Origin of the sequence: Paenibacillus sp. LX16, from assembly GCF_036252815.1 — a bacterium.
Classification (GTDB): domain Bacteria; phylum Bacillota; class Bacilli; order Paenibacillales; family Paenibacillaceae; genus Paenibacillus; species Paenibacillus polymyxa_B.
Genome location: NZ_CP141152.1, coordinates 228,163 through 243,630, shown reverse-complemented (window position 1 = coordinate 243,630; position 15,468 = coordinate 228,163). Strand labels below are relative to the sequence as shown.

Here is a 15,468-nt window from a genome sequence, read left to right as displayed (position 1 = left end):
GCTTTATACTGAGTCAGTTATATCATTTTCACTTCAGAAAAGGGGCATACATATGAAGTCAACTAAACTAGCATTATTAGCCATGTTAACGGGGATTCTGGTATCACCAGAACTGACCCATGCGGCAGACATTCAGCCATCCGGGTATGCACCACTACGAACACAGGCAGATAAAATGGGGGCGACCATTACATGGGACAGTGATGACCAGTCTGTTTTGGTCAAACTGAAAAATGGCATTGTTGGGACCTTTACAGTTGGTGAGAAGCAATATCGTTTAGCTGGACTAACCGGAAAAGCGGACCGGGAAATTAAAATAGTGAATGGAAATGTATATCTTCCTACAAAACTTCTTACAGCGCTTGAAGCAGAGAACAGCAAATATGCAGATCCTAAGGACGCAGTTCCCACCTATAAAGTAATCCCCTCTGCCGAAACAGAAGCTGTGGAAGATGGAGAAGACGCAGCCGACGACCCTGCAATCTGGCTCAACCCGGTCGATCCGGAGAAAAGTAGAATTTTAGCAACCAATAAAGGCGGCGGGATTTTAGTCTATGATCTGGAAGGCAAACAACTGCAAAACATGAAGGTCGGAAAAATGAATAACGTGGATCTTCGTTACGGTTTCACGTTGGGCGGCAAAAAAATTGATATCGCAGGGGCAACCAATCGAACCAACAACACGATCGATATCTTTGCCATTGACGGTGCATCAGGAAAGCTGACCAACGTGGTTGGCAAACCTATTAAAGCATCTATGAAAGAAGTGTACGGATTCAGCTTATACCATAGCCTCAAGACAGATAAATTTTACGCGCTCGTGTTGGGCAAAGAGGGTGAATTTGAACAATATGAGCTAACTGATGACGGAAGCGGCAAAATTGCAGGTAAGCTTGTCCGCCAGTTCAAGCTGGCTACGCAATCCGAAGGCATGGTTGCTGATGATGAATATGGTACGATCTACATCGCTGAAGAGGATTACGCCATTTGGAAGTATAGTGCCGAGCCAGACGGTTCATCCGAGCCGCTGCGACGTGTGGATATTGCAGATGGGCGCAGACTTCACGATGACATAGAAGGACTTACATTGTATTACGGTAAAGATGGCAAGGGGTATCTCATGGCCTCTAGTCAAGGAAACAGCAGCTATGCGATCTATGAACGACAAGGCGACAATGCATATATAAGCAACTTTACGATCAGCGCGAGCCCTACTGTTGACGGTACGTCTGTCACAGACGGTATTGATGTTCTCGGCTACGGATTAGGCAAAAATTTCCCTCATGGTATCTTCGTTGCACAAGATGACGAAAATCTTCAAAATGGCAAAAAGTTGAATCAGAACTTTAAAATGGTGCCCTGGGAGCGAATCGCTACGGGAGCCCCTACCCCGCTAACGATAGACGATGGCATCAACCCGCGTGAATTGGTAAACAGAAGCACGCAGTAATGCCTGTCGGGGAAATTAACTCAACATTCCGATTTTATCCATAGAAAAAAAGAGGTGTTCCAAAAGCCATAAAACGGCTACTTGGGACACCCCTTTTTGTTTTTAAGCGGGAAAAGGTTTAAGATCCAGCACCAGCACATTTACCGAGTTGGCCGGTAAGTCTAAGAGGACAGAATCCGAATGAAGCGTGATCTGCTGTTCGGTAGGCACTACCTTCTCATCATTCTTCTTGTTCACGTTAGGTACATGAACAAGCGAGGAATCGCCGGTTAGTGTAATCAGCTTAGCGATGGACTCAACATTCAAATCTTGTAGATTCAGCTGTGTTACCTTATCCACGTTGTCGGCATTCACCAGCTTCACATATACATGCTCAGCATCTTGGGTTACCGAGTTGAACACGTCTCTGTTGTAGGCCTCCAGCTTGTAGTCCAGCACTTTGCTGGTTGTCTCGCCGTCGGTGTATGAGCAAATCAGATTGCTGCCCGTTTCACCGCCGTAGTTCACTGTTATGGTGTAGTCCGTGTTGTCAGCCAACTCTTCATAGCTAGCTGCTCTCAAGTTACCTGCCGCTGTACTGGAAGAGTAGTCACCCAATGTGTAGCCTTCTATGCCTTGCTTGTAAACCTTCACGCCGGTAGCCTTGCCGCCATAGCCGATCGCGTATTCAACGACGTCCTTTTTCTCCGCAGAAATATCGGTGAGACCCGCACCCACATAAAAGCCGTCCGTGCCGGAAATGCGGGAAGCGACCACCTCTACCTTGTAATTGCTCCAGCTGTCGTTCAAGATGTACAGACCATTCAGACCGCTATCCTGAGCTTTGAGGACAAGCCCCTTGCCTTCCTCCACTGTAGAGCCCACGGAACCGGGAATGACCTGCCAGGCCGAATTCAATCCCTGGGTAAAGTCTTGATCCAGCAGCACACTGCCGTCCTGGTTGGAAGTAACAGTCACACGCTTAATCATAACCTCAGCGTTGCCTGTTGCAATTTCAATACCACCCTGAGGAATGAGGTCCGTTGGCTTGCCGTTTTTGTACGTAGAGAAAGAAGTGCTCAATACTTTATTCCCCAAATATTTAGCATACATTTGCTGTACATAGTAGTTCGGCGTAAACCACACTGTTTCGTCATCGAACCAGATGCAGTCTGGCGTCCATCTGTAGGTTCCATCTGTCAGCACCTTGTTAAACAGCGGTGCATAGGCAGCCAACCGAACGACATCGGCATTATTTTCGAAGCCCGTCATCACCGCTGCCTCTGCTACAGCGCCTGCCAGTGTATTTTTATCCGTTGAGGCGTACTCTCCGACAAAAACCTTTGATGTTGCTTTCCAATTTATACTGCCGTCCACGTTATAAGCTCTATAGTAGTAGTTATAGCGGTCCACGTTATTCAGCAGGTACTCGTTAGAACGATAATAGTGCTCGTCTGCAATGGTGTCCATATAGTCCTTTTGCTTCTCATACCAGGTTACCGTTTCTTCCGTCACCTGGTTACCATCTGCAAAAGCAACCTTAGCCGAACCAGTCATATTACCGCTTAAGAACTTCCAGCCCTGCTGATATGCATCGTCGTCTGCTTGAGCGCCAACCGTGGAGATGATGTGCAGCTCATAACCCGGATAGTTTTTCTCCATGTACTCATCAATCGATGTCTTGAACACTTCAAAGTTGGCAAAAAACTCTGTGCCCCAGTTCTCGTTACCTACCCCCAAATAACGCAGATCGAACGGAGCTTCATGGCCCATTTTTTTACGCATAGCAGCCCATTCATTATGTTCAAAATCCACACTAATCGCAAAGTCGATCAGATCCGTAAAGTTCTTAATATAGTATTCTCTCAATGCGCCTCCAGCGGGATGAGCATAATCCGAGCGGGCTTGGCAGAGCACGCCGCAGGCCATAACCGGAAGCGGAGCTGCATTCAGGTCTTCTGCCAACTGGAAATATTCCATATAACCAAGACCCATGGTCATCATATAGCCCCATACATTAAAGTTTTCCTTGCGCAGCTCGATATCCCCAATCGATTCCTTCCAATCGTATACGTTTTCCCATATAAATGAACCCTCGGAAATACAACCACCTGGAAACCGCAAAAACTTCGGATGCATGCCAACCAGTGCGTTCACCAAATCTTTTCTCAGTCGGTAGTTAGGATTACCCTGGAAGTTAGCATGTGCCGATGGGGATTGCTCTTCCTCTCCTGCGCCCCATACATCTTGTGGGAATAAAGAAACCATATCAACCGAAATGTCCCCTTCAAATGTAAGCGCCAGTTGCCCGAGAACCGTAGCTGAGCCTGTCAGCACAAGCTTGGAATCGATGCCGTACTTCTTCCACGTGTTGTCACCTTCCACCTGTACCGTTACCGAATCACTAATAGCCTTTTCATTCGAGTCTTGCAGTTGCAGTGTGATTGTGCCCGCTGAATCGGCCTTCGCCCAGATGGTAAACTCATACTTGGCGCCCTCTTGGATGGACATGGCACAATTCTGGTTAGAGTCGGAAAAGCCCTTGTTCCGAATCGTTGCACCATCCGCTACCGTCACATAATAAGAGTTCACTTCTTTGTCTTTTGCGCCTAAAAACTCATTTAATCCACCGCTATGTTGTGGAGTCATCTTGTCCGTATCACCAGACCAGGCAAACAACGGGTTGCGGTTCCGTCCTGTAGAGCAGCCGCATTCACCGGAAGCATGGGAATACGTATCAAACTCGAAAGATTCAAAGGAGCGATTCTGAACGAGTTCTGCATAAATCCCGCCATCTGCTGCGTTATTGATATCTTCATAGAACAAGCCGTACATCACTTCGCTGACATCCAGTACTTCCTTATTTCCATGAATGGTCAGCGTGTACGGAGGCAGCTGTTCAGGAAGAACGGATACTTCAAAGCTTTCTTCAATCTGGCTTAAGCCCTTCGTTAACAAAGCTGTGACGGTAACCCCTTGTGCGGAGGTAATCGCTTGCACCTGCCCATTGTCAGAGAGTATACTAGGTTGGCTGGATTTCCAGGTCACTTCTACTCTACCGCCCATCAGAACGGTTGGCAGAGATAAGTCCTTGGTCACAATCGTCGTTGGAAAGGACAAATATTTATCTCTAGCAAGCTTCACGATCTCTTCATCTGTCAACGAATCGCACATGACCTCAATGACTTCATCTGCCGACAAGCCTGCTTTATAAATTCTAAAGTCTGAAACGGAGCCGGCAAAGTCTACATCCGCCGCATGCTGGGAGCGACCGATAAAATTGTTGCTGTAGTTGGACGAGTCTGTAAACGTTTCGAACCATTTACGCAGCTTGGCATAGTTACCGCTGGAAGTTTGGCTGATGGAACCATCCGCTACCACTTCACCATTGACATATATCACCGGACCGGCACTGCTTAATGTGCCGCCTTCCGTGCCGATCACAGACAGGGCTATGTGCATCCACTCATCCCTGACAAAGCCTCTTCCCGGGTCTACGGATAAATCCGCCTCGGTGAAAAGGGTTCCGCGCAGATTCCGTGTCATGAACATATAGGGTCCTGTATGGGCTTTACCAAAGTCAAAAACACGTTCCCACATATCTGTGAATCTGCCGAAGTTGACCCACGCAGTAACCGTCACACCGGTGTTATCGCTTACATCTTTGAATAGATCGGAAGGAAGCTGGATATACGATGTACCGTTGGGGCCTCCCTCAAGCGTCAAAGCTGCTCTACCGGTAGCATGGGAAATCGTAGGTGTTACTGTGCCTGAAGCAACCCCATCGTTACCTTGCCCTGAGCTATCTTTGCCGACGTTCTCTGCATCATCAAACTTGTAACGCGCAATGATTTGATCTTGGAATTTGGTCATCATCGTTGCTCCTATACCTATAGTTTATTAATGTAATAACTAATTAGTTAATATAAATACATACTATATAGCTATAGTACCTTATCCTGAGTACCTTTTTCAATCCAATAAATCGGATTTATGAAGAAAATACTTGAACGAACTACATAAAAAAGCAGCCATCACAGAAGATACTCTGCGATAACTGCCTTTCGGCTTACAGGATTGCTTGACCCAGTCGGAGCTTTTCTGAAATAAAGAAGTGTGGCCATAGCTATGTTATCCGTTCAATTTTTGTCCACAATTCGGACAGAAGTTAGCCCCTTCATTTTTTGTACCGCAATTCGGACAAAAATTGGGCTTATTACCGTCTCCAGATGGAGAGGGGGCAGCAGGTGTAGGCTGAGTCTCAGCCGAAGGCTCTGGGTTCGGGTTCAAATTTTTCATCATTTCATTTGCTATATTCATCCCCATCATCATACTCGCCATATCCGAAGCTGCACCGCCGCCTTTTACATTACCCGATGCAATCCCGTCCGTCATCGTCACTTGTTGGTACTTTTGCAGATTACCGATCATTTCATGAGAAGCTGTCTTCGTAATCATATCTTGGATTTCTTGAGGATAATTGAAGCTCATCACATGAAAGCCAGTAATCGTCATACCATTGTCCATCACTTGCATATCCAGATCTTCTTGAATACCTTTTGAAATGTCAGAAGCATTCGCCTGCAGATTGAACATGTCCTTTCCTTCTCTGCTGATCCACTTCATTAATAACTGATCCAACACCGAAGTAATGCGTATTTTAACATCCTCGACGAGATAACTGTCCTTCACTCCGGCGATCTTATCGATGAGCGTAACATAATCGTTCACTTTAAAATTAAATGTGCCATTGGCACGGATCGGCATACCGCCTGGCAGCTGGGGGGTCGGGATCAGCACTGGATTCTGCGTCCCCCATTTGACCGTAAACTCCTTCGTATTAACGAATAAGACCTCTACCCTCATGCCGCTGTTAAAACCAAATTTAAACCCTTTTAAGGTGGATAGAAATGGAATAATGTCAGAGTCCATGTTATACGACCCTTCATTCTCAAAAATACCCTCTATCTTGCCGTTATTTACAAAAATCGCATCTTGACCGGAGCGGATGATTAATTTACTGCCTTTTTTAATTTCACGATTACTCCACTTCCAGAAAATCATATCATCTCTAAATTCTTCCCATTCTACAACATTTGCAAATTGATTTCTGAAGAATCCCATACTGTATCCATCCTTTCAGTTTAGGATTTTGCAAAATTCGATTCCAGTCGCTCCAAAGTGCAATATATAGACGAACTAGACCATTTCGATCTATATATTATTTATTGAAAGTCGCTTATTGGATTTTTACAAAATCCTCAGTTAAAATGATCCTCTGCTGCCGCTATGCGAATGACCGCCGCTGGTAGTTCCGCCACCACCGCCTGAGCTGCTGCTACTGCTGCTCTTTTCAATCTTCCGTTTCGTTGTCGTTGTGTGAAGATACTGATCTCGATGCTCCAGAACTCCTGAGGCGTTCGCATCCTCGTAGGTCTGTCGATTTACCGTAACCCGACCGCCAGAATTGGAAACCATCTTGCCCACGATCATCGCCGCCAGTCCCAGTGCAACCGCCAAATGAAGCCAGCCTTTAAAAAATATACTGTCTGGATTCACCCCTGGACGGATGGCCAAATATTTGTGCGCGCTCAGAATATACTTTTGGAATGCCAGCCCATAGTTGCCGTTCGTCAGATCCGGGCTAATCTCATGGCGTATTTTAGTAAGCCTGTCATCATCCAGATACCGTTCTGCCTTATAAAATCCGGCCAAGTACATCTCTCTATTTCTCATATCCATCGTTAAAATGACCGCGTTCCCATGAGATCTGTCATACCCCGGACCATGGTCATCATAAAAGTCCTGCGTCATCTTCATAACATCCATATTGTCGGGATTAAGGGTAGTATAAATAATAATGTCCGTTTCTCTTTCCGCTCCGTATTGATTAGCCATAGCGTTCAACACATCATACTCTTCCTGATTGAGCAAACCCGCTTCATCATAAATCAATGGCTTCATTTCTGTCGTAGCTGGTTCGCCCTTCATTTCCATAGGAAGCGCCAGAAAAACAGCAAAGAACAACAAGACGGCTACAATGGCTCTATGTCTTTTCAATAGAATTCCCCTCCCATCATCAGCCAAGTGATTAACCTTAATGAGAAGAGAGTAATGCCGAAAATGCCTGCAAACCAAGCCGTCACTTTGAACTTGCTAATCGGAGGCTTACCGACTACCTTGCCCGTCTGTCCGTTCATAGCAAACGTATGCTCCAATTGATTGTAGTCATAGTGTATGACCCACACCGGGAGCAGGACATAATCCGCTTGTTTTAATGTAGTATCAATTTGCTTTTCCGTATAACTCACGGCCGTATACTCTGACACCGTAGAATGAATATAAGCATCAATATATTCCTTCACTTTTTCTTTAACTCGCGGGAAAAGCTCTTCTTCGTTATAACTGTACTTCTCCGCAATATAACCTGCTAGATATGGCGTTTTAAAGGGTTTTAGCTGATCGTATGGAAATGGCTCCAATTTATCCATCAGCTCGTCGTTCATTTTCTCCGCAGCATCAATCGGAACCTTTACATAATTCAAACGGATTTTCCGATATACATCAAAATGCTTCGTTTCCGTATATTCGTAGTCTCCACTCGTATAGGTTCGCACTTGGGTACCTTCACCTTGAACCTCAATTTTATTATGTAATTCATATAACCAGAAGGGCACATACATCCCGGTTATTCCCTTGATTCGGTCTGCTATCATGAACCGATTCGGCGTCAGACGGCCATTCTTGCACCATTTTTTGAAAGCAGCTATGGCTTCTTCCTTACTGATTGAAAAAGGAATAACCTGCGCTGGAGCCAGCTCCCCAGTCAGTCGATCCCCGAGAACCACGGCAGAACCACAAAAGCTGCACACCGTTGCACTCGTCTCCACTTCGGTCATAATCACCGCTCCGCAGTTATTACAATGATACTCATGAGCCTCATCTTCTGAAAAAATACGATTTATCAGAGGATCAGGAATAGATTCGATATTGTCCTCTCTTCCGCAACTATGACAGGATAACCTCCCTGTCTCACTGTCAAAGACCATGCCGCTGCCGCAGTTGGGGCATTTGTATTCGATAACCGGCATCTGCTCACCTCTTCATGTAGATACTGTTATGATTCCTTAGGGTTGATTTTTTCTTTGATTGCAGCCAATTCATCTTCTGTATTCGTACTCTTCTCGTATTGTGCAAATAAGGCATCCAGGTCGTCCTTCGTTCCTGCCCGAAGCTCGGCTATAGCCATCGCTTCATCATACGCTCTGTTCACCTGCTCTTCCATAACTTCGAAAGCATAATTCTTGCTACCTATAGAATTCAAGGTTTGCTGTGCTTTGGCAACCGCCATCTTCCCTTTAAGTTCAGCGTGCCGCGCTTCTAGTTGCCCCATATCGGACACCAACTTCTCCTGCATTTTCTTCATATTTACGGCGTTTGTCGAAGCTAAATCATAGGAGGTTTGTAATTGTTCCAATTTCTCCGCCTGCAAACCTTTTCTCTCCAGAAACTTTCGAGCTTCCTCTTCATTACCAGCTTCCACAGACTTACTGGCATAATGCTGGAGCTTTTTGATCTCGGCTTTGCATTCATCCAATGCTCTTTTCGTCCTTCTCTCATCAGCCAACACTGAAGCCGTCTCCGCTTTCACCTTGCCTAGATCACTGTTCAAATTCCGCATATAATCGTCAATGGTCTTCTCCGGATCTCCCACCTTATCCATTAAGGCGTTAACATTCACTTTCATAATATCCCTAAACCTTGACAAAATCCCCATGATGACCTCCTTCGAAAGGACTACATTCCACCATATCATACATCATATCCGGTAAAAAATGTTCATCCCAGCCATACATACTGGCCCATTGATCACTTTCAGATGTGTGTTCGTTTTATTATAAAAGCAAAGGGTCCAAAAACCCGCGACAGATTTTTGAACCCTTCTATTATTGTTCCTGATTATAGTTCTTCATAGGACTTGGGGTCCTGCCCCCATATCCGTCCATCCTCACTGCTAAATGCCGAAATCACGTTCATTTCCTCTGGAGACAACTCAAAATCAAAAATATCTAGATTCTCCGTTTGGTGTTTTACAGAAGAGGCCTTAGGGATCGGGATTGCTCCAAGTTGGATATGCCAACGTAAAATCGCCTGTGTAGTCGTTTTACCATGAGCAGCAGCGATTTTCCCAATCTCTTCATTCTCCAGCATGCTGTGACCGCGACCCAAGGGGCTCCACGATTCCGTCACGATGCCCTGTTTAGCATCTTTTGCACGCTGATGTTCCTGATTAAATAATGGATGCAATTCAACTTGATTTAAGCTCGGCGTGACACCTGTTTCCCGAATTAAACGTTCATTATGCTCGGGCAAGAAATTGCAGACCCCAATGGAACGGATATAGCCCCTTTTCTTTGCCTCAATCAACGCCTGCCAGGCTTCAACATATCGATCAATTTGGGGATTCGGCCAATGGATCAGATAAAGATCATAATAGTCCAGTCCTCCTCTATATAATGACTCTTCGATCGTTACAATGGCTTCTTGGTAAGCATGTCGGCGACCCGGTAGTTTGGAGCAAATCAACAATTCTTCTCTGGGCACAGAGCTCTGCTGGACCGCTTTCCCAACAGCACCCTCATTTTCATAGTTGAACGCTGTGTCGATCAGACGGTAACCTGCATCAATCGCGCTGGTAATCGCCCTCACTCCGTCTGCACCCTTCAATCCAGCTGTCCCAAATCCAATGACGGGCACTTTAACGCCATCATTCAATACCTTCTCCGGAATTTGTTGGTTCATATTACAGCCTCCTTTACTATTCTCATAAACGTAACACCTCTTCAAAGCTCCGGCAAAATATAGCAATCCAATACAATACATTCCGTTCCCTATATATGTATATACCCACTAGCTCGTAACTTCCCTACCAAGTTCTCTGTGTGCTAAATCAAAAAGCGCCTGATCCCCATTGAAATCATACTTGAAGTCAAGGGGTCAGGCACTTGTATACCACTACCAAATCATATAATCCACTTCATGCTGAATTGCTTGGTTGTCCAACACAAGGTTGAAGCGTCTTTATTTTTATTTCAAGCCTTTCCATACCCAGTTCTCTACCTCAGGTAAGTCAATGCCTTCTTCGCGAATGAATTGATGATGTTTCTTAATCGTAGCATCCATTTCATCCACAATGTTGGTGTACTTCCCAGCGTCAGGTAAGTTAAGAACGGCTTCCTTCACTAAGTCAAAACGATCCATTTGATTCAATACACGCATATCAAATGGTGTCGTAATATCGCCATTCTCACGGTAACCATGTACATGCAAGTTATGATTGTGACGATCAAAGAACAGATCTTTGATCAGACCTTCGTAACCATGGAAAGCGAAAACAACGGGCTTGTCTTTTGTGAAAAAATGATCAAACTCAGCGTCGGATAATCCACGCGGGTCTAGTTTTTGACTTCTCAGTTTCAGCAAATCTACCACGTTGATGTACCGAATCTTCAAGTCAGGCAGTTTTTCATGCAAAATAGAAATTGCAGCTAAACTTTCAATAGTTGGCTCTGTACCAGCAGAAGCAATGACAAGGTCAGGTTCTCCACCTTGATCTGTACTTGCCCAGTCAATAATCTTCAACCCTTTATCCACCAATTCTTTCGCTTCATCAGCAGTAAACCATTGTGGACGTGGGTGTTTAGACGAAACAATCAAATTGATCTTTTGACGGTCGTTTAAAATGGTGTCGAAAACAGCCAACAATGAATTGGCATCCGCTGGCAGATACTCCCGAATAAATTCTGGTTTTTTATCAGCCAAATGACCTAACAAACCTGGATCTTGGTGTGTATACCCATTATGATCCTGTTGGAACACTGTTGAAGTTGCTACGACATTCAGTGATGGGATATCTGCACGCCATCCTTGATCCGTTGCTTTACGCAGCCACTTAAAGTGCTGGGTGATCATCGAGTCAACCACACGCAGGAAGGCTTCGTAACTTGCAAAGAAACCATGGCGACCTGTTAATACATAACCTTCCAGCAATCCTTCAGCTTGGTGTTCGGATAATTGAGAATCAATTACGCGGCCATAGGATGATAAGAATTCATCATTAGGTTCAATAATTTGGTCCATCCATTGGCGTTTGGTTACTTCAAAAACAGGAGCCAAGCGATTAGACATCGTTTCATCCGGTCCGAAGATTCTGAAATTACGATTTTCTTCATTTAAAAGAACCACATCTTTAACGTATTTCCCTAAAACCGACATATCTTGCGCAATCACTTTACCAGGTACGGAATTATCCAGCGTATAGTTACGGAAATCCGGTAATTTCAAGTCTTTAATGAGGTTACCCGCATTCGCAGCAGGGTTCATTCCCATACGTTTATCGCCTGTAGGCAGAATTTCAGCAAGCTCAGAGTTTAAACGACCGTTTTCGTCGAACAATTCCTCTGGTCTATAGCTATTCAGCCATTCTAACAAAGCAGGTGCGTGCTGCATATTTTTTTGATCAACCGGAATTGGAACCTGATGGGCACGGAATGAATTTTCATTCGGCACGTTGTCCCATTCCTTCGGACCTGTCCAGCCTTTAGGTGAACGGAATACAATCATCGGCCAAGCCGGACGAGTAAGATCATTATTTTCACGCGCATTCTTTTGAATAGCTTCAATCTTCTCGATGGCCGTATCCAATACTTTCGCCATTTCTGGATGCATGTGATCCGGATTTTCACCTTCAACAAAGAACGGCTCCCAACCTAAACCTTTAAAGTATGAGGTCAATTCTTCTTTTGATTGACGAGACATAATCGTTGGATTACTAATCTTAAAGCCATTCAAGTGCAAGATTGGCAGCACTGCACCATCCGTGATGGGGTTGATAAATCTGTTAGAGAACCACGAAGCGGCTAATGGACCAGTTTCAGCTTCGCCATCACCAACAACAACAGCCGAAATCAGATCAGGATTATCCAAAATGGCACCTACACCATGAGAAAGAGAGTAGCCTAATTCTCCACCTTCATGGATAGATCCAGGTGTTTCAGGAGCAGCATGTGAAGCAATACCGCCAGGGAAAGAGAATTGTTTGAACAATTTCTTCATGCCTGGGATATCTTGCGTAATTTGCGGATAGATTTCAGTGTAACTTCCATCCAGATAAGAATTTGAAACCATAACCTGGCCGCCGTGACCAGGACCTTCAATGTAAAGCATGCTCAAATCATATTTATTAATAACACGATTTAGATGTGCATAAATAAAGTTTTGACCCGGAATTGTGCCCCAGTGTCCAATAGGCTTAACCTTCACATCTGAATCTTTTAAAGGCTCTCTCAACAAAGGATTATCTTTTAAATAAAGCTGACCTACCGAAATGTAGTTCGTTGCACGCCAATATGCATCAAGTTTTTCTAAATATGTTTTAGATGAATAATCTGCTAACACGGGTGATAACGACATTGTGTCCACTCCCTAAGTAGTTTTGTTTGTAATTTATTTCCGGAAATTTCATCTACATGTACATCATAACGCTGCGCCGATTAAATTCAACCTTTTTCACAAGTGATACGGTCCAATTTTGTGAAATTTTGAACATACTATGAAATATAAATTAAAAAGACAGTAAAAAAGCTCTTACATTAAAATATATAGAAGTATAAACCAATAAAATTTGTTATAAACGAAGCTATCGCAGGCTCCAACCCTTTTCTAAAAACCATAAAAAAAAGACTGGAGAATTCTCCAGTCTTATCATTAGTGAACCGATACAAAGGTATTAAATTTTAAATATTTGTAATGAAATCGCATATGAGAAAACTCAAATGGCGTACCGTTATCTAAAAAGAACACACCTTCCATAATACCTACAGGCTCATTTTCATTTAAATGTAGCAGCTTTTGATCATTCTCTTGGGACGGTTCTGCAAAAATGGATAAAAAAGATTTGGTGACGGCCAAGTTCCGCGAGTCTTCCAAATAATTAAAAATGGACCCCTCGATAATTGTCTGATTTAAATTTTGGACAATTTTAATGGGGATATAGCCCGTTTCAATCATAAAAGGATCATCATCAAATAGACGTAAGCGAACAATTTTGTAAACAAAATCATGAGTCTCCAAGAACAAATCGCGCTGTAGCTCTTCTGTTGGCGGAATGACCTCAAAACTCAATACTTTGATTTTTGGCTTTTTACCATGCATTTGAAAATTATCAGTGACCCCTAGATTAGAGCCTTCATAGTTAAAGATAGATTCATTTCTTATGTATAATGGATTAATAAATGTCCCGGAACCTTGTTTTTTGAAAATGATTCCGACATTCTCCATTTTAGTCAGAGCACGTTTAATTGAACTACGACTAACCTGGTAAGTCTCACTAAGACTACGTTCATCTGGCAATCTCATATCTGCAAACTTTCCAGCAAAAATTTTCATCTTGAGATCGTCAATAATTTGCTTATAGACAAATTGTGTCATATAGTACTCCTCTTTCAGGTCTTCTATAACTCTATATAGTTTACCATAACTTGCCCATTTCATCTCATGTTTGTTTCTATATGATGAGTGGGCTTTCAGCGGATAGGAAGTGCCCTCGCTTTTACTTTACATCTCTATGCATAATACCATGATTACACATACATAACACCACTGAACGTACCTGCAAAACAGCAGAAAATACAGAACCCCCCACCTTAATATCGGTAATAAGACCAAGCCTGTTTCGAACCTTGAGGGATGTTTGACTAGACCAGGCTAAAATCCTTGAATACATTGTTATTATTTATCTTGTTCATACGTTCACTAATAAGAATGGTGGGGGGGAGATCATATTGGCTATCCGCTACAGCGTCATCATTCCAACCTATAATCGAGTCCAGCAATTGTTGCTTACACTCGCTTCATTTGAGACACAAACCTATCCAAAGCAACTATTCGAAGTCATTGTAGCTGATGACGGTTCTACAGATGGAACGAAAGAAATGGTCGAAGGCTTCAAAGCATCCTATCCTCTTATCTATGTGTCACATCAGGAACAACGCGGTCGATCTGCCGTTCGAAATTTGGGACTGCGCCGTGCAAAAGGGTTATACATCATCTTCTGCGACGCTGACTTTGTAGTATTACCGGAATTTATTAGGATCGTGAGCCGTTATCACCGTAAATATCCCAAGTCCGTGCTTTCAGGCATTCCTCACTCGTGGGACGATGCTTTTACCCATTATTACCCTGACTTTTCTCCTGAAGAAAAAGAACAATGTCGCAACATACTTACGCAGTCCAACTTATGGAATGCTGACTATGAAGCAGCGAACGAAATTACTCCGATCATAACCCCAGAAGATATCCTTCACCAAACGGGTGCACTGTCTAAAGTAGTTAGTCCCACAAGGGTTCCTCCCCATACGCAGAAACAATTTGCCTCAACGGACGTAGCCCCCTGGATGCTGCTGGTTACTCGTTGTGTAGCCATCAGACGCAGTCACTTGATTCGTATTGGAGGTTTCAATGAACGGTTTGTGCTCTATGGACTCGAAGACTGGGACCTTGGCTATAGACTGCATCGCTTGAAGATCCCTTTTTATTGCATAAAAGAAGTGGTCGGATACCATCAGGAACATCCCACCTATCTCAGAGGTAACGTGTTAAATACGGAAAATCTGAGAATCATGTATGAAACCTACGGATTCAATGACTCCTCGTTAAATTTATTCGCCCTTATCCCTCCATCCGAGGATTTTGAGACCTACAAAAATACATTGCGGGTATTGCGCAGGGGATTCCGCTCTAGGTTAACACGCTCATCAGCACTGTTATTAAGAAGAACACTACGCATTGCAGCCAAGCAGTTCTACGACCAAGGCCATACTCATGCATACAAAAAATCATTACACTTGATAAAAAGGAAAGCAGCGAACCGGAAAAGTCGAGTCGCTCACGTATTACGAGAAATGCTAGTGAAGTCTGAAAAGCTGGTGGAATAGCAAGAGGCTGGAAGGGCACGAGACACATGAATTTTTCCCGTAATA

At 43.9% G+C, this 15,468-nt stretch carries 10 protein-coding genes; 2 read left to right on the top strand and 8 right to left on the bottom strand.

Annotated features, from left to right (window positions below):
* The first annotated feature begins 52 nt into the window (after window positions 1-52).
* Window positions 53-1,450 carry a phytase gene (locus T3H97_RS01075; RefSeq protein WP_328801442.1) on the top strand — a complete coding sequence of 466 codons (1,398 nt, stop codon included), beginning with the start codon at window positions 53-55 and terminating at the stop codon, window positions 1,448-1,450.
* A 102-nt stretch (window positions 1,451-1,552) separates the two neighbouring features.
* On the opposite strand, the gene T3H97_RS01070 is transcribed toward T3H97_RS01075, so the two are convergent.
* The 8 genes from T3H97_RS01070 to T3H97_RS01035 form a co-directional block, all read right to left on the bottom strand.
* On the bottom strand, window positions 1,553-5,302 hold the full coding sequence (locus T3H97_RS01070) for an alpha-L-arabinofuranosidase C-terminal domain-containing protein (protein WP_328802761.1): 3,750 nt from the start codon (window positions 5,300-5,302) through the stop codon (window positions 1,553-1,555).
* Between the two features lie 258 nt (window positions 5,303-5,560).
* Window positions 5,561-6,553 carry an SPFH domain-containing protein gene (locus tag T3H97_RS01065; RefSeq protein ID WP_025718824.1) on the bottom strand — a complete coding sequence of 331 codons (993 nt, stop codon included), beginning with the start codon at window positions 6,551-6,553 and terminating at the stop codon, window positions 5,561-5,563.
* 141 nt (window positions 6,554-6,694) lie between these two features.
* Entirely contained in the window at window positions 6,695-7,489 is a 795-nt protein-coding gene (locus tag T3H97_RS01060; RefSeq protein ID WP_328801441.1) for a TPM domain-containing protein, read from the bottom strand.
* Window positions 7,486-8,520 (bottom strand): TFIIB-type zinc ribbon-containing protein, encoded by a 1,035-nt coding sequence (locus tag T3H97_RS01055; RefSeq protein ID WP_328801440.1) that lies wholly within the window; start codon window positions 8,518-8,520, stop codon window positions 7,486-7,488. The genes T3H97_RS01060 and T3H97_RS01055 overlap by 4 nt, the downstream gene beginning before the upstream one ends.
* Window positions 8,521-8,546: 26 nt before the next feature.
* A complete protein-coding gene (locus tag T3H97_RS01050; RefSeq protein WP_328801439.1) occupies window positions 8,547-9,206 on the bottom strand; it encodes a PspA/IM30 family protein in 660 nt (219 codons plus the stop codon).
* A gap of 182 nt (window positions 9,207-9,388) precedes the next feature.
* A complete protein-coding gene (locus T3H97_RS01045; RefSeq protein WP_328801438.1) occupies window positions 9,389-10,231 on the bottom strand; it encodes an aldo/keto reductase in 843 nt (280 codons plus the stop codon).
* Between the two features lie 285 nt (window positions 10,232-10,516).
* Entirely contained in the window at window positions 10,517-12,901 is a 2,385-nt protein-coding gene (locus tag T3H97_RS01040) for a phosphoketolase family protein (protein ID WP_328801437.1), read from the bottom strand.
* Window positions 12,902-13,195: 294 nt separating this feature from the next.
* Window positions 13,196-13,918, bottom strand: coding sequence for a GntR family transcriptional regulator (locus T3H97_RS01035; RefSeq protein ID WP_023986502.1), 723 nt, complete (start codon window positions 13,916-13,918; stop codon window positions 13,196-13,198).
* 353 nt (window positions 13,919-14,271) lie between these two features.
* Here T3H97_RS01035 and T3H97_RS01030 point away from each other — a divergent pair, with 353 nt between their 5' ends.
* On the top strand, window positions 14,272-15,423 hold the full coding sequence (locus T3H97_RS01030) for a glycosyltransferase (protein WP_328801436.1): 1,152 nt from the start codon (window positions 14,272-14,274) through the stop codon (window positions 15,421-15,423).
* Window positions 15,424-15,468: the final 45 nt, after the last annotated feature.

Excerpts from the sequence above, each read along its gene's own strand:
- T3H97_RS01075 (WP_328801442.1), top strand. The coding sequence starts at position 53 with ATGAAGTCAACTAAACTAGCATTATTAGCCATGTTAACGGGGATTCTG.
- T3H97_RS01070 (WP_328802761.1), bottom strand. The coding sequence starts at position 5,302 with ATGACCAAATTCCAAGATCAAATCATTGCGCGTTACAAGTTTGATGAT.
- T3H97_RS01065 (WP_025718824.1), bottom strand. The coding sequence starts at position 6,553 with ATGGGATTCTTCAGAAATCAATTTGCAAATGTTGTAGAATGGGAAGAA.
- T3H97_RS01055 (WP_328801440.1), bottom strand. The coding sequence starts at position 8,520 with ATGCCGGTTATCGAATACAAATGCCCCAACTGCGGCAGCGGCATGGTC.
- T3H97_RS01050 (WP_328801439.1), bottom strand. The coding sequence starts at position 9,206 with ATGGGGATTTTGTCAAGGTTTAGGGATATTATGAAAGTGAATGTTAAC.
- T3H97_RS01045 (WP_328801438.1), bottom strand. The coding sequence starts at position 10,231 with ATGAACCAACAAATTCCGGAGAAGGTATTGAATGATGGCGTTAAAGTG.
- T3H97_RS01040 (WP_328801437.1), bottom strand. The coding sequence starts at position 12,901 with ATGTCGTTATCACCCGTGTTAGCAGATTATTCATCTAAAACATATTTA.
- T3H97_RS01035 (WP_023986502.1), bottom strand. The coding sequence starts at position 13,918 with ATGACACAATTTGTCTATAAGCAAATTATTGACGATCTCAAGATGAAA.